This window comes from Sphingomonas sp. MMS24-J13 (genome assembly GCF_044905095.1).
Taxonomy (GTDB): domain Bacteria; phylum Pseudomonadota; class Alphaproteobacteria; order Sphingomonadales; family Sphingomonadaceae; genus Sphingomonas_I.
Map to the genome: position 1 here is coordinate 4,158,140 of NZ_CP173258.1, position 19,080 is coordinate 4,177,219.

18 protein-coding genes are annotated in these 19,080 nt (G+C 65.3%); 14 read left to right on the forward strand and 4 right to left on the reverse strand.

Features of this window, described 5'->3' with window-relative positions:
• Positions 1 to 91 precede the first annotated feature (91 nt).
• Positions 92 to 1,546, reverse strand: coding sequence for a D-alanyl-D-alanine carboxypeptidase/D-alanyl-D-alanine-endopeptidase (gene dacB / locus AB4Z44_RS19240; protein ID WP_404711268.1), 1,455 nt, complete (start codon positions 1,544 to 1,546; stop codon positions 92 to 94).
• A gap of 154 nt (positions 1,547 to 1,700) precedes the next feature.
• Here dacB and AB4Z44_RS19245 point away from each other — a divergent pair, with 154 nt between their 5' ends.
• Positions 1,701 to 3,725, forward strand: a complete 2,025-nt coding sequence (locus AB4Z44_RS19245) for a S9 family peptidase (RefSeq protein ID WP_404711269.1) — start codon at positions 1,701 to 1,703, stop codon at positions 3,723 to 3,725.
• On the opposite strand, the gene AB4Z44_RS19250 is transcribed toward AB4Z44_RS19245, so the two are convergent.
• The gene (locus AB4Z44_RS19250; RefSeq protein WP_404711270.1) at positions 3,716 to 4,582 is read right to left on the reverse strand and encodes a phytanoyl-CoA dioxygenase family protein; all 867 of its coding nucleotides are present in this window, start codon (positions 4,580 to 4,582) and stop codon (positions 3,716 to 3,718) included. The two genes, AB4Z44_RS19245 and AB4Z44_RS19250, sit on opposite strands and share 10 nt — an antisense overlap.
• A gap of 200 nt (positions 4,583 to 4,782) precedes the next feature.
• Here AB4Z44_RS19250 and AB4Z44_RS19255 point away from each other — a divergent pair, with 200 nt between their 5' ends.
• The 7 genes from AB4Z44_RS19255 to AB4Z44_RS19285 are packed head-to-tail and all read left to right on the forward strand — an operon-like array spanning position 4,783 to position 10,417.
• On the forward strand, positions 4,783 to 5,559 hold the full coding sequence (locus AB4Z44_RS19255; protein WP_404711271.1) for a retropepsin-like aspartic protease: 777 nt from the start codon (positions 4,783 to 4,785) through the stop codon (positions 5,557 to 5,559).
• On the forward strand, positions 5,556 to 5,693 hold the full coding sequence (locus AB4Z44_RS19260) for a hypothetical protein (RefSeq protein WP_404711272.1): 138 nt from the start codon (positions 5,556 to 5,558) through the stop codon (positions 5,691 to 5,693). Before AB4Z44_RS19255 ends, AB4Z44_RS19260 begins: the two co-directional genes overlap by 4 nt.
• A gap of 55 nt (positions 5,694 to 5,748) precedes the next feature.
• A complete protein-coding gene (locus AB4Z44_RS19265) occupies positions 5,749 to 6,861 on the forward strand; it encodes a DUF3089 domain-containing protein (protein WP_404714287.1) in 1,113 nt (370 codons plus the stop codon).
• On the forward strand, positions 6,858 to 7,325 hold the full coding sequence (gene ruvX, locus AB4Z44_RS19270) for a Holliday junction resolvase RuvX (RefSeq protein WP_404711273.1): 468 nt from the start codon (positions 6,858 to 6,860) through the stop codon (positions 7,323 to 7,325). Before AB4Z44_RS19265 ends, ruvX begins: the two co-directional genes overlap by 4 nt.
• Positions 7,326 to 7,359: 34 nt before the next feature.
• Positions 7,360 to 8,343 (forward strand): aspartate carbamoyltransferase catalytic subunit, encoded by a 984-nt coding sequence (locus tag AB4Z44_RS19275; RefSeq protein ID WP_404711274.1) that lies wholly within the window; start codon positions 7,360 to 7,362, stop codon positions 8,341 to 8,343.
• Complete coding sequence (locus AB4Z44_RS19280) at positions 8,337 to 9,560, forward strand: dihydroorotase family protein (protein ID WP_404711275.1); 1,224 nt, start codon at positions 8,337 to 8,339, stop codon at positions 9,558 to 9,560. Before AB4Z44_RS19275 ends, AB4Z44_RS19280 begins: the two co-directional genes overlap by 7 nt.
• Positions 9,557 to 10,417, forward strand: a complete 861-nt coding sequence (locus tag AB4Z44_RS19285) for an SPOR domain-containing protein (protein ID WP_404711276.1) — start codon at positions 9,557 to 9,559, stop codon at positions 10,415 to 10,417. The genes AB4Z44_RS19280 and AB4Z44_RS19285 overlap by 4 nt, the downstream gene beginning before the upstream one ends.
• A gap of 34 nt (positions 10,418 to 10,451) precedes the next feature.
• Here AB4Z44_RS19285 and serB read toward each other — a convergent pair whose 3' ends face one another.
• Positions 10,452 to 11,333, reverse strand: coding sequence for a phosphoserine phosphatase SerB (serB, locus tag AB4Z44_RS19290; protein ID WP_404714288.1), 882 nt, complete (start codon positions 11,331 to 11,333; stop codon positions 10,452 to 10,454).
• On the opposite strand from serB, the gene miaA reads away from it, so the two are divergent.
• The 5 genes from miaA to ilvC all read left to right on the forward strand — a co-directional run bounded on the left by miaA (position 11,326) and on the right by ilvC (position 17,564).
• Positions 11,326 to 12,186, forward strand: coding sequence for a tRNA (adenosine(37)-N6)-dimethylallyltransferase MiaA (gene miaA / locus AB4Z44_RS19295; RefSeq protein WP_404711277.1), 861 nt, complete (start codon positions 11,326 to 11,328; stop codon positions 12,184 to 12,186). The genes serB and miaA overlap by 8 nt on opposite strands.
• 167 nt (positions 12,187 to 12,353) lie before the next feature.
• Complete coding sequence (locus AB4Z44_RS19300) at positions 12,354 to 13,901, forward strand: collagen-binding domain-containing protein (protein WP_404711278.1); 1,548 nt, start codon at positions 12,354 to 12,356, stop codon at positions 13,899 to 13,901.
• 205 nt (positions 13,902 to 14,106) lie between these two features.
• The gene (gene ilvB / locus AB4Z44_RS19305) at positions 14,107 to 15,861 is read left to right on the forward strand and encodes a biosynthetic-type acetolactate synthase large subunit (RefSeq protein ID WP_404711279.1); all 1,755 of its coding nucleotides are present in this window, start codon (positions 14,107 to 14,109) and stop codon (positions 15,859 to 15,861) included.
• Between the two features lie 97 nt (positions 15,862 to 15,958).
• Entirely contained in the window at positions 15,959 to 16,474 is a 516-nt protein-coding gene (gene ilvN / locus AB4Z44_RS19310) for an acetolactate synthase small subunit (protein ID WP_404711280.1), read from the forward strand.
• A 70-nt stretch (positions 16,475 to 16,544) separates the two neighbouring features.
• Positions 16,545 to 17,564, forward strand: coding sequence for a ketol-acid reductoisomerase (gene ilvC, locus AB4Z44_RS19315; RefSeq protein WP_404711281.1), 1,020 nt, complete (start codon positions 16,545 to 16,547; stop codon positions 17,562 to 17,564).
• 61 nt (positions 17,565 to 17,625) lie between these two features.
• Here the strand turns inward: ilvC and AB4Z44_RS19320 are convergent, their stop codons facing one another.
• A complete protein-coding gene (locus AB4Z44_RS19320) occupies positions 17,626 to 18,312 on the reverse strand; it encodes a cyclic nucleotide-binding domain-containing protein (protein WP_404711282.1) in 687 nt (228 codons plus the stop codon).
• A 153-nt stretch (positions 18,313 to 18,465) separates the two neighbouring features.
• Here AB4Z44_RS19320 and AB4Z44_RS19325 point away from each other — a divergent pair, with 153 nt between their 5' ends.
• On the forward strand, positions 18,466 to 19,044 hold the full coding sequence (locus tag AB4Z44_RS19325; protein ID WP_404711283.1) for a YceI family protein: 579 nt from the start codon (positions 18,466 to 18,468) through the stop codon (positions 19,042 to 19,044).
• Positions 19,045 to 19,080: the final 36 nt, after the last annotated feature.

Below are 19,080 nucleotides of genomic sequence, written 5' to 3' on the forward strand. Positions count from 1 at the left end.
CCTGCGCAGGCAGGGGCCTATCTCTGTTGCAATTCGGGGCAGCTTTCGTGGCGAGAGACATGGGCCCCTGCCTGCGCAGGGGCGACGGGGGTCAGTTCTCCGCAGCGATCGCCACCAGCGCCTTGTCCATCACGCCGGTGGCACCCTCATCCTGCGGAACATCATTGGCGTAGAAGGAGAAGGTCAGCGTCTTTCCGCTCGCGCCGATCATGTAGCCGGACAGCCCGTTGGTCGCGTTCAATGTCCCGGTCTTGGCAAACAATTTGCCTTCCAGGGCAGTCCCGCGGAAGCGCTTGCCGAGCGTGCCCTCCTCGCCGCCGATTGGCAGGGTCGCGCGCCATTGCATGCCCCATGGTTGTGCCGCGACCCAGCGCAGCAAGGCGATCACGCCACGCGGGGCGAGCCGGTTGTAGGTCGACATGCCCGATCCATCGGAGAAATCGTAATCGACCCGCGGCACGCCCGCCTGCGCCAGCATCTGCCGCACTACCGCCAGCCCGTCGGCGACCGATCCGCTGCCGGTGCTGCGAGAAACCCGGCGCAGCATCAGTTCGGCATGGAGGTTCTGGCTGACCTTGCTGATGCGGGTCAGGTCCTCGATCAGCGGCGGCGGCGTGATCCGCGCCAGTACGGGCTGCTGCGGCGGGCGCGCGGCCGGCGCGCTGCCGCGCACCGCCGGATCGTCCGCCGGCATCAGCAGGCGGTGGCGTATGCCGACCATGCCGGTCACCTTGACCCCGCGCGCTTCCAGCATCCCCTTGAACTGCCACGCCGCATAGCGCGCGGGATCGTCGATGCCGAACCGCAATTCCTCGGGCTTGGCGCCCACCGCGATCGTGCCGGTCAGCCGCACCAGATAGGTGTTGGGCTCGCGATCGAAGCTCAAGCGGGTCTTGCCGCCGGCGACGGTCGTCGCGCGATTGTCGACGGTGTAATAAGCCGGCAGCGCGAGGGTGGGCGCCGCGCCCAAGGCGCCCGGGGTCACCGTCATCGCCAGTTCGTTGTCATCGATCGTCAGCGCGGAGGTCGCCGTCCCCGATCGGGTCTGGATATTGTTCCAGGCCATCCCCCGGCTCCAGCGCTCGTCGGGATAGAGGCTGTCATCGCCGATCACGTCGTTGACCCGCTTGGTCTTCGCCGCGACCGCATCGGCGAGCGTAGCGAGGCAGTCGCGCGTGCAGTCGGCCGCGCCCGATAACCAGGCATCGCCATGGCCTTCGATCACGACATCGGGCGGCCCCTTGCGGTAATCTTCGATCCGCACCGCGGTGCCGCCATCGGGATCGGCCTGATCGAGCCCGCTCAGCATGGCGAAGGCGGTGACCGTCGTCACCATCTTGGTATTGGACGCCGGGATAAAGCGCTGTTCGGGATTGATGGCGACCAGCTCCTTCCCGCTCTCGTCGGCCACGACCAGGCCGAAGCGGGTGCCGGGCGAGCCGTCATGGAGCATCGTCTCGACGCGTTGCTGGAGCGATTGCGCGTGAGCGGGGACGGTGACCAGCAGCAGCGCCGACGCGATGGCCCCGAATTTCAAGACGCGCATTCCTGTCTCCCCGCAAACGAGCCTACCGTACGTGATCGGCTGATGACGAGGGTGTCGTCCAGCTTCGGTTGTTGGCCAACCCATAGCCTCCGGATATGGTCGACCGAGGGCAATCGCGCTTGTCGCGCGCCAGCGGTCGTTTCACCATGCGACCATGCTGAAGATATTGCTTTTTTCCGTCGCACTGGGCCTGTCGTCGATGGCCGTGGCCGCGCCAGACGCGCTGGAGACCGCCCTGTCGCTTCCTGTCGCGGGCGATCTGGTGGGCGCGCAGGACGTGGTGCGCTTCGCCTGGGTCGAGAATGCGGCCGGCGTGCGCAACATCTGGGTGGCGGACAAGGGCAAGCCCGCGCGTAAGCTGACCGCCTACACGCAGGATGACGGGGTCGAGCTGTACGAGCTCGCCTTCAGCCGCGACGGAACGAAGCTGGCCTACGTCCATGGGGGCGATGCGGAGTTTCCCGACGGCAAGATCCCGAATGCTGCGCTGGCGACGGCAACGCCCGAGCAGCAGCTTTATGTGACGACGCTAGACGGTTCGGCGCCGGTCCTGATCGGGCAGGGGCATGCACCGGTCTTCGCGCCCACAAGCGATGCGGTCGCCTTCACTCGCAAGAACGAGCTCTGGCTGTGGCGCACGGGCGGCAAGGCCGAGCGTATCGCCAGCCTGACGGGCACGATCGACCGGCTGCAATGGTCGCCCGACGGATCGAAATTGCTGTTTGTCGAGGACCGGCAGGATCATAGCTTCATCGGCCTGATGGATGTGAACGGCACGAGCCTTGCCTATCTCGGTCCCGATCTCGGCCATTCGGTCGAGCCGATCTTTTCGCCCGACGGCACGCGGATCGCCTTCATTTCCTACGTCGATCCCCCGGCCGCCGCCGCGCCCGATGGCGGCCCGTATTGGTCGCTGCGTCTCGCCGATGTTTCGAGCCGTGCGGTGCGCACTTTGTGGAGCGCGCCTGCCGGTACGGGCGGGCAATTTGCCGCCACACGCAGCCAGAACCTCTTCTGGGGTGCGGGCGATACCCTCGTGTTTCCGTGGGAGCGGACCGGCTGGCTCCATCCTTACGCGATCGATGCCACCAAAGGCGGCGTGCCGCGCGATCTGACGCCAGGCGTGTTCGAGGTCGATTCCTTCCTGCTCACGCCCGATCGCCGCAATCTGGTTTACGCCGCCAATGCGATCGATCTGGAGCGGCGCCATGTCTGGCAGGTCGCGCTGGCCGGCGGGGCGCCCAGGGCTTTGAGCAAAGGGGGCGGCACCGAGACTTACCCGACCTTCGGCGGCGATACGCTGGTGGCGACCGCCACCGATGTGACCCGCCCGGCCTACCCGGCGGTGATCGACAAAAACCTCGTGCCGCTGGGCGATGTCCCGCAGGCCACGGGGTTCGTCACGCCCGAAACCGTGCTGCTGAAGGCCGAGGATGGGGGCGAGGTCCATGCCCAGCTTTTCCGGCCGAAAGGTCCTGGGCCGCATCCGGCCCTGATCTTCGTCCATGGTGGGCCGCGGCGGCAGATGCTGCCGGGCTTCCATCCGTCCAGCTATTATTCGAACTCGTACATCCTCAACCAGCATTTCGCAGCCGAAGGCTACACCGTGCTGTCGGTCAATTATCGCAGCGGCACCGGTTACGGCCTCGCCTTCCGCGAGGCGCCCGGCATCGCGCGCGGCGGCGCCACCGAATATCGCGACGTGCTTGCCGCCGGGCGCTGGCTCGCCGCACGGAGCGATGTCGATCCCAAACGGATCGGCATCTGGGGTGGAAGCTGGGGCGGCTACCTCACCGCGCTCGCGCTGGCGCGCAACAGCGATCTGTTTGCGGTCGGCGTCGATTTCCACGGCGTCCACACAATGTTGCGCAATATCGAGAACAATGTCTCGCCCGATGCGCAGGCGGCGGCGCGCCAGCTCCAGTGGCAGTCGTCGCCGATGGGCGCGATCGGCACCTGGCGATCACCGGTGCTGCTGATCCATGGCGACGACGATCACAATGTCGATTTCACGCAGTCCTTGCTGCTCGCGCGCGAACTGGCGGCGCGGCGGATCCCCCATGAGGAACTGGTTTTCCCGAATGAGCGCCACGGTTTTCTGCGTTATGCGGACTGGCTGCAGAGCTATCGTGCTGCCGACGATTTCCTCGCGAAAACGCTCAAGCCGCCTTACAAATAATGGGGGTCGCCCCGCTCGCGGAGCTGCTCGTAATGGACCAGTGCCGGTTCGGGGCCGAACGGCACCGGCTCGCCATCGCGGAACGCCCATTCGCCGCGATCGCAATCCTCGGCGCGGACATAGCCGTTGATGTAGAGCCGGCGGCGGTGATTGGACCGGTTCTCGCCCGATCCGTGAACCAGGAACGGGTGCCACAAAGCCAGGTCACCGGGTTCCAGCAAAAGATCGACGACCGCGTCGGGTGACAGCCCGGCCTCGATCAGTGCGCCATCCTCCATGCTGCTGCCCAGCACGGCGCGCGAGCAATCGAGGTTGATCGTCCCGCGCTTGTGGCTGCCGGGCACGACCCGCATGCAGCCGCTTTCGGGCGTGTGCGGATCGATCGCGAGGCCGGTCTGGATGTAGGAGGTGGCCAGGTTGCGATAGGCCTCGGCCGGGCGGCGGAAGCGCGCATCCTGGTGCCAGGCGAAGTCGCTTCTCGCGCCGGGCTCCTTCCAGTGCAGCTGGTTGATGATCTGCTTGAGATCATTGCCCAGCAACGGCTCGAGCAGGTCGACGTAGCGCGTGTCGAGCCGCGCGGCATTCAGCACCGGCTGATGATAAGCGAACCATTGCGCCATCCGCACCCGTGGCGCGGCATCCTCGCTGCCGGGTGTGACGTTGTAGAAGAGGTTGCCGTGGCGGAAGCTGCGGCCATGCGCCACGCCCTCCGCATGCACGCGATCGACCGCCGCCGCGATCGTCCGCACCTCCGAAGGGTTGAAGAAGCCCCGCACGATCGCATAACCATTGCGCTTGTACTGCGCGATCAGATTGCACGTTTCGGAGCTGAAGCCCCGCGGCTGATGAAACGTCACCACACTCTCCGACTACTCACAGGGCGCCTTCGAGCGCCGGATCACTCGGTACACCGCTGATTATTAACGGCTCATGGCATTCTTACGGGCATCTTCGATTTCGGGTCCTGACGGGCGACCGTTCAATCGGCCGGCCGCCTGCGGGAATCCTGGCACCGGCCCGCGTTGAGTTTCGCTCGGCGCTCGCGCATGTTCTGGCCATGACGCGCCAAGCCTTTGCCCGGCTCATCGCCTTCTTTCTCGTAGTGTCGCCGGCGGCCTCCGCGCCGCTGACGGTGCCGTTCGATTTCTCGAAGCGCGCCATCGGTATCAGCGCGACGATCCGGGGAGAGCCTGTCCACGTTATCCTCGATACCGGGGTCGATCCGTCGGTCGTTGATCTGCGACGTGCCGAAATGCTGGGCCTGACGGTCGATCGCACCAACGGCGGCGAGGCAAGCGGCTTCGGCGAAGGCAAGGGAGCGACGATCTTTCCCGCTCGCGTGGATAGTCTCGCAATCAGCGGCCGTCGTTTCAGAACGTTCGATGCGCTCGCGTCGGACATGAGCACTCTATCTGTCCATTATGGCAGCAAACTCGACGCAGTGCTCGGCTACAGTTTCCTGTCGGATAAGATCGTTCTGATCGATTATCCGGGGCGGACGCTCGGAATTCTCGCGCGGCGGGATGAGGTGAAGGCGGCTGTTCGGCGTTGCCGCACCCGCTGGACGATTCCGCTCAAGACGCAGGACAGCTTTCCGGTCGTTGCGGGCTTCCGGCTCGGTAAGGCGCGCGGAACGATCAGTCTCGACACGGGCGCGAACGGCGGCATCGGCCTCTTTCGACGCGCACTGAATTTGCCCGGCCTTCGAGCTTCGCTCGTTGAGGATGGCACCATCGTGCATCAAGGTGCGCGCGGCGAAGCGAGAGCCAAGAGGTTCAGGCTGGCGGCTCCGGTCGGATTTGGCCCATTCACCCTTCCCCCCGGCAGATCGTGACCCTTCATAATGAAGGAGATCCTCATGGCGATCGTATCGCCAATGTCGGTAACGCGCTGTTCGCAGCGATGAAGATCAAGATGCTGCTCGATTATCGGGGGCGCACCATGACGTTCTACGGTGATTGCGGCTGAGCGCTTTCGGGCTTCTTCCACGCCGAGCCAACACACTCTAAGCGCTGAACCCGTGCTGGCCCGTCGTTTCCTCTATGTCATCGCCGCGCTGATCGTGCTGGTGATCGTCTTCGCGCTGAGCTGGGGGCTGTTTCAGGATCGCTGGCTGCGGATGGCGTTCGTCCCGCATGGCGCCTTCGCTCCGCTCGCGGCCGACACCGCACCCGATTATGTCAAAGCGGCCACCTGGGTCGCGCGGCCCGATCTGCCAGATGATCCGGCACGCTGGCTGCCGCCCGGTGTCGTCGCCGGAGGCGGGCATAAGGCAGCGGTGTTCTATATCGCGCCCACGACCTATCTCGGCACCGATCGCTGGAACGGACCGATCGACGATGCTGCATCGCGCGGGCGGCTCGATCTCTTCACCCGCAGCCAGGCGAGCGCTTTCAATGGTATCGCCGACATCTGGGCACCGCGCTACCGGCAGGCCACGTTCGGCGCGTTCCTCGTCGCCACCGATCCTCGCGCCAAAGCCGCGATGGACTTCGCTTATCGCGATGTCGCGCGCGCGTTCGATGCCTTCGTCGCGGCACAGCCGGCCGATCGGCCGCTCATCCTCGCCGGACACAGCCAGGGATCGTTCCACCTGTTGCGGCTGGTGCAGGAGAAGGTACGCGGGACTCCGCTCGCGCGCCGGATCGTCGCCGTCTATGCGATCGGTTGGCCGATCTCGCTCACCGCCGATCTGCCGGCGCTCGGTCTGCCCGGCTGCAAGACGGCGGGGCAGGCGGGTTGCATCGTCGATTGGCAGAGCTTCGCCGATCCGGCCGATCCCCGGCTACTCGATACCTATTTCGACGCCACGAACGGCTATACCGGCCTGCCGCGCAAGGGCAGTGCGATGCTGTGCGTGAATCCGCTCACCGGCACGGCCGGCGGTGGCGCCGACGCCTCTGCCAACAAGGGCTCGCTCGTGCCCGATGCAACGATGACCAGTGCGACGCTTGCGCCCGCTCTGGTGCCCGCCGGCTGTTCGCCCAAGGGTTTGCTGCTGATCGGCGACGCATCCAAAGGCTACGGCTCTTTCGTGCTGCCGGGCAACAACTACCACGTCTTCGATTATGCCTTGTTTTGGGCGAACCTGCGCGCCGACGCCGCAGCCCGCCTCATGACATTCCTCAAACAATGATCGTCACCGATCCTTCCGCTTTTGCGAGCCTGCTTCCCGCTTGCGGCCGGCTGGCGGGGCTCGACGTCGGTACCAAAACGATCGGCCTTGCGCTGTGCGATGCGAGCTGGACCATCGCCAGCCCGGCCGAGACGATCCGCCGCGCCAAGTTCAGCGTCGACCGCGCGCTCCTGCGCGATTTCTGCACCGCGCAGCTGGTGAAGGGGCTGGTGATCGGATTGCCACTCAGCCTCGACGGCAGCGACAGCCCACGCACCCAATCGGTGCGGGCCTTCGCGCGCAATGTGGAGGATCTCTCCATGCCGATCCTGCTTTGGGACGAACGCTGGTCGACCCAGGCGGTGACCCGCACGTTGATCGCGGCCGATGCCAGCCGCGCGCGCCGTGCCGAGCTTGTCGACAAATTGGCCGCAGCCTACATTCTTCAAGGCGCGATCGACGCTTTGGCGTCCGCAGCCGCTTGAGCTTCGTCGCGCTCCCGCGTAGGGCACGGCTTTAATGCACACCACACCGCCCCGCCCCGACGCCGGCCGCGAGGTTCATCCTTTTCCGCATCGCCATTTGCTTGGGATCGAGGGGCTCCAGCCCCACGAAATCCTGTTCCTGCTCGACGAAGCCGAGCAGTGGGTCGCGCTCAATCGCGCGCCGACCAAGCATGACGATCGGCTGGCCGGCCTAACCCTGATCAACGCCTTCTTCGAGAATTCGACGCGGACTTTGCTGTCGTTCGAGATTGCCGGCAAACGGCTCGGCGCCGACGTCGTCAACATGGCGGTCGCGCAATCGAGCGTGAAGAAAGGCGAGACGCTGATCGATACCGCGATCACGCTCAACGCGATGCGCGCCGACATGATCGTGATCCGCCACGACGCCAGCGGCGCGGTCCAGCTGATCGCCGACAAGGTCGATTGCCCGGTACTCAACGCCGGCGATGGCCGGCATGAACATCCGACCCAGGCTCTGCTCGACGCCCTGACCATCCGCCGGCGCAAGGGGCAGATTGCCGGGCTCGTCGTGGCGATCTGCGGCGATGTGCTCCACAGTCGCGTCGCGCGCTCCAACATCCTGACCTTGACCGCGCTCGGCGCCGACGTGCGCGTCGTCGGGCCGCCGACCCTGCTGCCCGCCGCGATCGAGCGGATGGGTGTCACCCGTTTCACCGATTTCGATGCCGGGCTGGAGGGTGCCGACGTGGTGATGATGCTCCGCCTCCAGCGCGAGCGGATGGCGGGCGGCTTCGTACCGTCGCCGCGCGAATATCATGCGCTCTACGGGTTGACCTCGGCGCGCCTCGCCGGCGCCGCGGCGGATGCTCTGGTGATGCACCCCGGCCCGATGAATCGCGGGGTCGAGATCGCCAGCGACGTGGCCGACGATCTCAATCGCTCGGCGATCCCCGAGCAAGTCGAAATGGGCGTGGCGGTCCGCATGGCCTGCCTCGATGTTCTGACCCGGGCACGCAGGGGTGTGGAGGGATGGTAAGCGATCTCGCCATTCTCAACGGCCGGGTCGTCACGGCGGACGGCATCGCCCATGGCGGCGTGCTGGTACGTGACGGGCGTATCGCCGCGATCGGCATGTTCGAAATGCCGCCAGAAATCGATCGGATCGATGCGAAGGGCGCTCTGATCGCACCCGGGCTGATCGACATCGGCGTGTTCGCCATCGACATGCCGGCCTTCACCGCCGGGGGCATTACGCGCGCCGTGCTGATGCCCGATCAATCGCAACCGATCGACACGGTCGCGCTCGTCCAGCGTGCCGCAGCGGCGGGCAAGCCCGATGTCTGGATTCACCCGCTCGCCGCCGCAACACGCGGGCTGGAGGGTGCCGAACTCGCCGAGATCGGGCTGATGGGGCAATCGGGCGCATGCGGGGTCGCTACCGGGCGCAAGTGGATCGCCAATTCGGGCGTGATGCACCGCCTGCTCGATTATGCCGGCGCGCTCGGGCTGCGCATCGTCGCGCATGCCGAGGATGGCGGGCTGGCCGGCGATGCGACGATGACCGAAGGGGAGACCGCGACGCGGCTCGGCCTCGCCGCCGCTCCGGCCGAGGCCGAAGCGCTCGCGATCGCACGCGATCTGCTGCTGGTCGAAGCGACCGGCGCGCCGCTCCATTTCCGGCAGGTGACGACCGCGCGGGGGCTCGAACTGGTGCGCGCGGCCAAGGCGAAAGGGCTGCCGGTAAGCTGCGGCATCACGCCGGCGCACCTCTTCCTTGCCGATAGCGCGGTCACCGGTTTCCGCACCTTTGCGCGCCTTTCGCCGCCGCTGCGTGACGAGCGCGATCGGCAGGCGTGCCTGCGCGGCGTCGCCGACGGCACGATCGATCTGATCTGCTCGGCGCACGACCCGCAGGGGCCGGAAGCGAAGAGGCTGCCCTTCGCCGATGCCGAACCGGGCATGGCCGGCGCGGAAACCTTGCTTGCGATGAGCCTGGGCCTGGTGCGCGATGGCGTGATCGGGATCGAGCGGCTGTTTGCCTTGCTTGCCGCCACCCCGGCGGGCTTGTTCGGGCTGCCGGGCGGCCGGATCGCGGTGGGTGAAGAGGCCGATCTGATCCTGCTCGACCCCGATGCCCCCTGGCAGATCGTATCGGATCGGCTGAAGGCCGCGGCGGGCAACACGCCGTTCGACGGCCTGCCGGTGCAAGGGCAGGTTGTGCATACGATCAAGGGCGGCAAGATAGTGGGATGAAGCCGCTCGGCCTCCTCCTCGGACTCTTCCTGCTCTTGGCCGCAGCGCCCGTGCCGCCGCCGTCCGCGATCGATGCCTTGCGAACCGCCGCTGCGGCGGGCGATGCCGAATCCCAATACAGGCTCGGTCAGGCCTACCTGCTCGGCAAGGGCATCGTGCAGGATGCCGATACGGCGATCATGTGGTATCGCCGCGCTTACGCGCAGGGTCATGGTCCGGCCGGGGACGAGCTCGGTTTCGCCTTGTTCAGCCACGGCGAGCGCAAGGCGGCGATGCCCTTCATCGAACGATCGGCCGCACGGGGCGATCCGCGCGCTTTCTATATACTCGGCACCGCCCATTTTAACGGCGATCTCGCGACGCGCGACTGGCCGCTCGCTTATGCCCAGACGGTGCGCGCGGCCGAAGCCGGGCTGCCCGCCGCCAAGGCCAATCTGGCAATGATGGAGCAGTATCTGCTGCCGCCTGATCGCGCCAAGGCTGATATCATCCTGGCGACCCTGCCGCCGTTACGGCGCGTGACCAGCGCGGCGGCACCGGCGCCTGCACCTACCTCGACGAGCGCCCCGCCACCGCCGCCGCCCGTGCCGGTCGCTGTTACCGCGTCGCCAGCACCGCGCGCGAAAGGGAATTGGAAGGTCCAGCTCGGCGCCTATACCTCGGCCGATAAGGCGAAGCTGGCTTGGGTCCAACTCGGCAGGAAAGTCGGCGCTCTCGGAAGCCTCGATCAGAGGGTCGTCGCGGCAGGCCCGGTCTGGAGGCTTCAGGCCTGGGGACTGGCAAACCGGGCGGACGCGCAGACCCTGTGCGGCAAGGTCCGCGTGGCCGGCGGCGCTTGTCTGATGCTGGGCATGTAGGACTGGCCGCCCCGGGGCGGACCCGGGACGAGGATCATTCCACCCATTCGCTCCGCGGATATCCCTGCGCGTAGAGCAATGCGGTTAGGTCACTGTGATCGATCCGTGCGGCGGCTGCCGCCGCGGTTTTCGGTTTCGCATGATAGGCGACGCCGAGCCCGGCCATCTCGATCATCGGAATATCGTTCGCGCCATCGCCCACCGCCAGGGTTGCCATCGGATCGAGGCCCAATGCGTCGCGCTCCTCGATCAGCAGCGCACGCTTGGCCGCCGCGCCCACGATCGGCCGGGCAACCATGCCGGTAAGCGCTTCGGCTTCCACGCCCAGCCGGTTCGAGACCGCGCGATCGAAGCCGATTGCCGCCGCCACCCGATCCGCGAACACCGTGAACCCGCCCGAGACGAGCACGCAGCGCGCGCCGTGAGCCCGCATCGTCTGGATCAGTGCGCGCGCGCCCGGCATCAGCCGTACGCGCTCCTCATGGCAGCGATCGATCGCCGATGCGGGAAGCCCCTTGAGCAACGCCACGCGGGCATCCAGCGCCGCCTCGAAATCCAACTCGCCGCGCATGGCACGTTCGGTGACTTCGGCGATTTGCGGCTTGATACCGGCATAATCGGCCAGTTCGTCGATACATTCGATCGTGATCATGGTCGAATCCATGTCGGCGACCAGCAGGCGCTTCGCCCGGCCGGCACGTGGCTGGACCACTACGTCGGTTCCCGGCAACAACCCTTCCAGCGCGGCACGCGCGGCGGTGCGATCGATCCGGCCGAACGGGATGTCGGCGGCGATACCCTCGTCGATCCAGACCGGATCGTGCGTCAGCGCGCCGACTCCGCTGAGCGCCGACCGCGCCGATTCGAGATCGGCGCCATTCAGGCCGTTCGCTGCTATCAGGGTCGCAATGTCCATCATCGATCCATCCGGTCTGCCAAGGCTGGCGCTCATTGCAGGGCCGACCGCCAGCGGCAAGTCGGCGCGCGCGCTCGAACTGGCCGAGAGCGTCGGCGGCACGATCATCAATGCCGATGCAAGCCAGGTCTATCGCGATCTGCGCGTGCTTTCGGCCCGCCCTTCGGCGGAAGAAGAAGCGCGCGTGCCGCACCGTCTGTTCGGGCATCGCGACGGCGCCCTCGCCTGCTCGGCCGCGGACTGGGCGGAAGAGGCACGGGTCGAGATCGCCCGGGCGCATGAGGCGGGTCGGCTGCCCATCCTGGTCGGCGGGACCGGCCTGTATGTCCGGACCCTCCTCGACGGCATTGCGCCGGTGCCCGATATCGATCCCGCGGTGCGCGCGATCGTTCGCGCAATGCCGGTTGCCGACGCCTATCGCGCGCTGCAGGATGAGGATCCGCCGTTGGCCGATCGCCTGCATCCCAACGATACGACCCGGGTCCAGCGCGCGCTGGAAGTGGTCCGTGCCACTGGCCGATCGTTGGAGGACTGGCGGCGCGCGACCCGCGGCGGCATTCGCGCTTCGGTGTCCCTCTTGATGGAGACGATCGATCTGCCGGTGGCCGAGCTTTACGCGCGCTGCGACGCGCGGGTCGATCGCATGGTGGAAGATGGCGCGCTGGACGAAGTCGCATCGCTGATCGCTCGCCGTCTCGATCCCGACCTGCCTGTCATGCGCGCGATCGGGGTCGCGCAGTTCGGGCGTTATATCGCCGGCAAATCAACGCTCGAGCATGCGGTTGCTGGGGTGCGACAGGCGACTCGAAACTACGCCAAACGGCAGCGTACGTGGCTTCGCCATCAGCATTAACCATGCAGTTGGATAGACGGCATTCCCGTGATTTCGGAAATTAACCATGAATATCAAAAGGTAACCATAGTTTAATGGTTAACTCGACGTAACGAACCTTGATGCAATGCGTTGGCCGCACTAGTTAGCAATCGAAACCTTTGGTTAAGAAATTGTCCGGGGACACCATGAAGAAGTCGAGCCTGCTGATCACCGTCGGCGCTGCCATTCTCGCCTGCGCGCCAGCCCATGCCGTCACCAACGTCGTACAGGCCTTGAACGACATGCGTGCGCTCAACCTGATCACGCTCGGCGACTATAATGGCGGTGGCCATGATGTCGAAGGGAAGGCGTGGGTCGGCGGCAACCTCAAAAATGGCACGACGATCGGCTTTGGCCATTCGGCTAACCCCAGCCAATCGGCGGTGACGAGCAGCTACAGCACGCTCACCGTGCTCGGCAGCGCCAGCGGCAACATCAATCTGGACACGGGGCCCGGTGTCGGCGGCAATTATGGCGCAACGATCGTCGGCAATCTCGAGCAGATCAACATCAATGGCACCAACGGCACGATCAAGGTCGGCGGCAGCCTGACCGGCAGCAGCACCAATATCACCAGCGGCACGACGATGACGGTCCGCGGCAATGCCGCAGGTGCCAATATCAGTTCGGGCGCGAGCCTCGTTGTCGGCGGCAGCCTCGGCAATTTCAACGCCAGCGGCGGTTCGACCGTATCGATGGGCAGCTATTCGGGTGGCAACAAGGTCGCGGTGTCGTCGGGCAGTTCCGTCTATGTCGGCAGCAGCATCAACCAGGCCGAAAATAATGGCGGCACGCTGCAGGTTACCGGCAATATCGGCGACATGCAGGGCTACGGGCAGAACAGCGTGACCAAGGTCAGCGGTAGCATCGGTGGCAATGGCAACGGCATCGGCAACAGCCCGAGCTACATCTATGCGGGCGGTTCGATCGCCGGATCGCAGAACGCGAACGGCAATGCCGCCAACGTTCACGCCAACTACACCTTCGACAGCACGGTCACGGCGCCGACCACGCTCGGCACGCCGGCGGTTCCGACCGTGATGCCGCTGTCGACGATGACGGCGAACATGCAGGCGCTGTCGACGGCGTTGCTGGCTCAGAGCTCCACCCACGCGACCACCTCGATCTCCTACTTCAACGACGGCCATGGCCTCATGCTGAACGCGACCGAGACCGGCACCAACGGAGTTGCCGTATTCAACCTCGACCAGTCGGCGCTGACCAACTTCACCGGCATCAGCTATAATTTCAGCGATCCCAACCTGATCGTGATCGTCAACATCCTGAACTCGAACGGTACGATCGCATCGGCGCACAGCGGCTCCTACGATTGGAACATGACGTGGAACACGATCGCGGGCGCGGCAAAGAGCTATGATCAGCAGATCATCTGGAACTTCGCCGACGCAAACACGCTGAACTTCAACCGTGAGGAATGGGGTTCGGTCCTGGCGCCTTATGCCACGGTCTCGAACGGCGGCGGCAATATCAATGGATCGCTCGTCGCCAAGGTCTTCAACCAGAGCAGCGAGGTCCATCTCGGCACGTTCGACGGCTTCACCAGCTTCCTCGCGCCGGTCAGCTCCCCGGCCCCGGAGCCAGCGACTTGGGCGATGATGCTTTCCGGCTTCGGCGCGGTCGGCACGATGATCCGCCGCCGGCGTCGGCAGGGCGACTTGGCGAGAGCCGCCTGATCGGCAACTCGATCCGAGTCGTCGCCGAAAATCGGAACGGAAAAGGGTCGCTTTCGGGCGGCCCTTTCTTTTTGTCTTCATTCCAAGACGGTGCGCAATTTTATTATAATAAAAATGACATCGGTGAAATTTATATCTCAGAAATGGTTGACAGGCGTAATGCCGCCCCGTATCCGGCCGCTCTCTCCTGACATGGGCGAAGACGATGACGGACGAACGGACGGGTGCGGACATATTGATCGATACGCTGGGCGAGCTCGGCGTAGAGGTCGTGTTCGGCTATCCGGGCGGCGCCGTGCTCCCGATCTACGATGCGCTGTTCCGCCAGGAAAAGGCCGGCGGCGCAATGCGCCACATTCTCGTCCGCCAGGAAGGTGGCGCGGCGCATGCGGCGGAAGGCTATGCCCGCTCGACCGGGAAATGCGGCGTCGTCCTTGTGACGTCGGGCCCGGGGGCAACCAATGCGGTTACCGGCATCACCGATGCGCTGATGGATTCGATCCCGATGCTGGTCATCACCGGCCAGGTGCCGACCGCCTTGATCGGATCGGACGCATTCCAGGAATGCGATACGGTCGGCATCACGCGTCACTGCACCAAGCAGAATTACCTGGTGAAGGACCCCGCCGATCTGGAAGGCGTGATCCGCGAGGCGTTCGCGATCGCCACCACCGGCCGCCCCGGTCCGGTGCTGATCGATCTGCCCAAGGACGTGCAGGTTGCGGCAGCGGCCAGTCGGGCGCCGCGCGCGAACCATGGCTATCGTCCGCAGATCGAGCCCGAAGCGGCATTGATCGAAGCGGCAGTCGAGATGCTGGCGGCGGCCGAGCGGCCGATCCTCTATACGGGCGGCGGCATCATCAATTCCGGTCCTGCGGCGGCCGAAGCGCTGCGCGAACTGGCGAAACGGACCGGCGCGCCGGTCACCTCGACCCTGATGGGGCTTGGCGCCTTCCCGGCCTCGTCTCCGCAATGGCTCGGCATGCTCGGCATGCACGGGACGTACGAAGCCAATCTGGCGATGAACAAGGCCGATCTGATCGTGGCCTTGGGCGCGCGCTTCGACGATCGCGTCACCGGCCGGCTCGACGCCTTTGCGCCGCATGCCCGCAAGATCCATGTCGATATCGACCGTTCGTCGATCAACAAGATCGTGAGCGCCGAGCTCGGCATCGTCGGCGATGTCGGCCGTGCGATGAGCGAAATGGTGCGGGTATGGGATGCGCGTGGGCATCAGACCACCGATCTGTCGGCCTGGAACGCCCGGATCGACGAATGGCGCGCCAAGCGTAGCCTGGCCTTCCCGGACTCGACGAAGGAGATCATGCCCCAGCTCGCCATTCGCCGCCTCTACGAGGCGACCAAGGCACTGGATCCGATCATCGCCACCGAAGTCGGCCAGCACCAGATGTGGGCGGCCCAGCATTTCGATTTCGAAGCGCCCAATCGCTGGCTCACTTCGGGCGGGCTCGGCACGATGGGCTATGGCCTGCCGGCCGCGATCGGCGCGCAGATCGGCAATCCCGATCGGCTGGTGATCGACATCGCCGGCGAAGCCTCGATCCAGATGAACATCCAGGAACTGGCGACGGCGACCCAATATGGCCTGCCGGTCAAGATCTTCATCCTGAACAACGAATATATGGGCATGGTCCGCCAGTGGCAGGATCTGACCTATCAGGGCCGCCATTCGCACTCTTATTCGGATGCGCTGCCCGATTTCGTGAAGCTGGGCGAGGCTTATGGCTGGAAGGGGCTGCGGATCGAACGGCCCGATGCGCTGGACGACGGTATCGCCGAAATGCTGGCCTATGACGGGCCGGTGATCGTCGATTGCCGCGTCGCCAAGCTCGCCAATTGCTTCCCGATGATCCCATCGGGTGCGGCGCATACCGATATGATCCTTCAGGCCAACGAAGTATCGGGCGAGATGGACGACGAGGCCAAGGCACTCGTCTAACGTCACATCACGCCGTTCGTCCCGAGCGAAGTCGAGGGACGTTTCGCGGCGCGGCGTGTCTCGACTTCGCTCGACACGAACGGAAATCATCAATCCCATGAAGATTCGCACTCTCGCCTCCGAGCGGCACACGCTCTCCGTCACGGTCGCCAACGAGCCGGGCATCCTTGCGCGCATCGCCGGCATGTTCGCCGGCCGCGGCTACAATATCGAGAGCCTGACGGTCGCCGAGGTGACCGAGGACGAGACGGTCAGCCGTATCACGATCGTTACGTCGGGGCCGCCGGCGATGGTCGATCAGATCATCGCCCAGCTCGATCGCCTCCCGCCGGTCCATCGCGTGATCGACCTCACCGAGCAGGGCCCGCACGTCGAGCGGGAGCTTGCGCTGGTCAAGGTCAAGGGCACCGGCGATCACCGGATCGAGGCGCTGCGCCTCGCCGAAGTCTATCGCGCGCGCGTGGTCGATGCGACCACGTCGAGCTTCGTGTTCGAAGTCACCGGCGGTACCGAGAAAATCGATAAGTTCCTGGAGTTGATGCGCGAGGTTGGCCTGATCGAGGTCGCCCGCACCGGGGTCGCGGCGATCGCGCGCGGGCATGAGGTGATTTGAATTTTCGTCCGTCACCTGAGCGATGCTCAGCATGACGATCCATTTGCTTGAAGGTTAGGGACCAAGAAAGATGCGCGTCTATTACGACTCCGATGCCGATATCGGCCTGATCAAGACCAAGAAGGTCGCGATCGTCGGCTATGGCAGCCAAGGCCATGCCCATGCCCAGAACCTCAAGGATTCGGGTGTGCCGGACGTCGCGATCGCGCTGCGTCCCGGCTCCGCCACCGCCGCCAAGGCCGAAGGCGCAGGCTTCAAGGTCATGACCAATGCCGAGGCCGCGGCCTGGGCCGACATCATCATGATCCTCGCGCCGGACGAACATCAGGCCGCGATCTGGGAGAATGATCTCAAGGCGAACATGAAGCCGGGTGCGGCGCTCGCCTTCGCGCACGGCCTCAACGTGCATTTCGGCCTGATCGAGCCGCGCGCCGATATCGACGTGTTCATGATCGCGCCCAAGGGCCCCGGCCATACCGTGCGCGGCGAATATCAGAAGGGCGGCGGCGTCCCCTGCCTGATCGCGATCGCGCAGGATTCGTCGGGCAATGCGCACGATGTGGCCTTGTCCTATGCCTCGGCGATCGGTGGCGGCCGTTCGGGCGTGATCGAGACGACCTTCAAGGAAGAGTGCGAAACCGATCTGTTCGGTGAGCAGGCAGTGCTGTGCGGCGGCCTGACCCATCTGATCCAGGCCGGGTTCGAGACGCTGGTCGAGGCCGGTTACGCGCCGGAAATGGCCTATTTCGAATGCCTCCACGAGGTGAAGCTGATCGTCGACCTGATGTATGAGGGCGGCATCGCCAACATGCGTTACTCGATCTCGAACACCGCCGAATATGGCGATTACCACACCGGCCCGCGCATCATCACGTCCGAGACGAAGGCCGAGATGAAGCGCGTACTCGACGACATTCAGGGTGGCCGCTTCGTGCAGCGCTTCCTCGTCGACAACCGCATGGGCAATCCGGAGATGAAGGCCAGCCGCAAGCGCCAGGCCGAGCATCTGATCGAAAAGACCGGCACCGAGCTGCGCGCGATGATGCCGTGGATCGCCAAGAACAAGCTGGTCGATAAAGCGAAGAACTGATCGACGACCGAATCCCTCTCCCCAACGGGGAGAGGGGTTTTGTCGGATGAGGATTTTTACGTCAGGCCGCGTCGCCCATCGCGACGAGGCGCCGGTTCGTCAGGCGGAGCTTGTCGCGCAGGTCACCGGCGAACGCAGCTTCCAGCGCGTGTGCGAATTCGGGGTTGGCCGCGATGAAGCGCTTGAGCGTGTCGGCCCCGATGCACCAGAAGCGCAAATCGGTGCGCAGCGCCACGCTGGCGCTGGCCGGTTCGCGGTTGAGCACGGTGATCTCGCCGAAGAAATGGCCCGGCCCGCACGTCGCCAGCTCGCGTCCGTCGCTCAGTACGCTGGCCTCGCCCTGGCTCAGGTAAAAAAGGTGCGAAGCGGGTTCGCCCTCGCGGATCAAGGTTTCGCCGGCCTTGCCGCTGATCCACAGCCCCTGGTCGAATAATTGCCGCACCGCGCCGCGCGGCAGGCTGGAGAAGCTCGCGTCGGCGAAGAGTTGCTCTTCCTCGCTCATCGACGTGCGCCGCGTCGCCGGGACGGACAAAGCGAGTTGCAGCAGATTGATCAGCGCGAGTGCAGCGCTGCCGCCGGCCACCCACCAATGACGATGCTGAACGGCCCAGGCCAGGGTGCATGCCGCGATCAGCAGCAACGCGCCGCGCAGCAATCGCGCGCCCTGCGGCAACGAGGCGAGCGCCAGCACGCCGCTGCCGGCGATGATCACATAATCCTGAAGCAGGATCGTCACGGACTCGCGCAAGGCCTCCCCAAGGCTGCATAACCGGGCGAGGGGGGCGGGGACAAGCCGGGCAGGATCGGACAAATCTTGCCACCCTTGCATTTCAGTCAGCGCGATTGACAGAGTCACCTGTGCAGGTCACCGTTGGTGAAACAACTTGGGAGATTTGCCGTTATGCGCGCTGCGTTCCTCGCTTTCGCTCTGATTGCCACGCCGGTGCTGGCGCAGGCGCCCGCCAACATTCCAAGCGGCACCTATGCTGTCGATACCGGACACACTCAGGTGCTGTTTACCGTGATGCACCTCGGCATCAGCGAATATACCGGCCAGTTCACGCAGCCGACGGGCTCGTTGACGCTCGACACTGCCCACCCCGCCAACAGCAAGGTCGAGGTGACCTTCCCGATCGCGAAGGTTTCGACGACCGTGCCTGCGCTCGATGCGCATCTGAAGACGGCCGATTTCTTCGACGCCGCGAAATTCCCCGACGGCAAGTTCGTTTCCACCAAGGTCGTCGTGAACGGCACCAACGCGACGATCACCGGCGATCTTACACTCAAGGGCGTCACCAAGCCGGTCGTGCTGCAGGCCCATTTCACCGGCGGCGGTCCTCACCCGATGACCAAGAAGCCTAATGTCGGCTTCAGCGCGACCACCGTCGTGAAGCGGAGCGACTTCGGCGTGAGCTATGGCATCCCGATGATCTCGGACGATGTGAAGCTCACGATCAACGCGGCATTCGCGCAGCAGTAAGCGGGACAAAATGGCGCCCCTCCCCGCGGGGAGGGG

Coding starts and splice junctions, on each gene's coding strand:
- dacB (WP_404711268.1), bottom strand. CDS start 1,546: ATGCGCGTCTTGAAATTCGGGGCCATCGCGTCGGCGCTGCTGCTGGTC.
- AB4Z44_RS19245 (WP_404711269.1), top strand. CDS start 1,701: ATGCTGAAGATATTGCTTTTTTCCGTCGCACTGGGCCTGTCGTCGATG.
- AB4Z44_RS19255 (WP_404711271.1), top strand. CDS start 4,783: ATGACGCGCCAAGCCTTTGCCCGGCTCATCGCCTTCTTTCTCGTAGTG.
- ruvX (WP_404711273.1), top strand. CDS start 6,858: ATGATCGTCACCGATCCTTCCGCTTTTGCGAGCCTGCTTCCCGCTTGC.
- AB4Z44_RS19275 (WP_404711274.1), top strand. CDS start 7,360: ATGCACACCACACCGCCCCGCCCCGACGCCGGCCGCGAGGTTCATCCT.
- AB4Z44_RS19280 (WP_404711275.1), top strand. CDS start 8,337: ATGGTAAGCGATCTCGCCATTCTCAACGGCCGGGTCGTCACGGCGGAC.
- AB4Z44_RS19285 (WP_404711276.1), top strand. CDS start 9,557: ATGAAGCCGCTCGGCCTCCTCCTCGGACTCTTCCTGCTCTTGGCCGCA.
- miaA (WP_404711277.1), top strand. CDS start 11,326: ATGTCCATCATCGATCCATCCGGTCTGCCAAGGCTGGCGCTCATTGCA.
- serB (WP_404714288.1), bottom strand. CDS start 11,333: ATGGACATTGCGACCCTGATAGCAGCGAACGGCCTGAATGGCGCCGAT.
- AB4Z44_RS19300 (WP_404711278.1), top strand. CDS start 12,354: ATGAAGAAGTCGAGCCTGCTGATCACCGTCGGCGCTGCCATTCTCGCC.
- ilvB (WP_404711279.1), top strand. CDS start 14,107: ATGACGGACGAACGGACGGGTGCGGACATATTGATCGATACGCTGGGC.
- ilvN (WP_404711280.1), top strand. CDS start 15,959: ATGAAGATTCGCACTCTCGCCTCCGAGCGGCACACGCTCTCCGTCACG.
- ilvC (WP_404711281.1), top strand. CDS start 16,545: ATGCGCGTCTATTACGACTCCGATGCCGATATCGGCCTGATCAAGACC.
- AB4Z44_RS19325 (WP_404711283.1), top strand. CDS start 18,466: ATGCGCGCTGCGTTCCTCGCTTTCGCTCTGATTGCCACGCCGGTGCTG.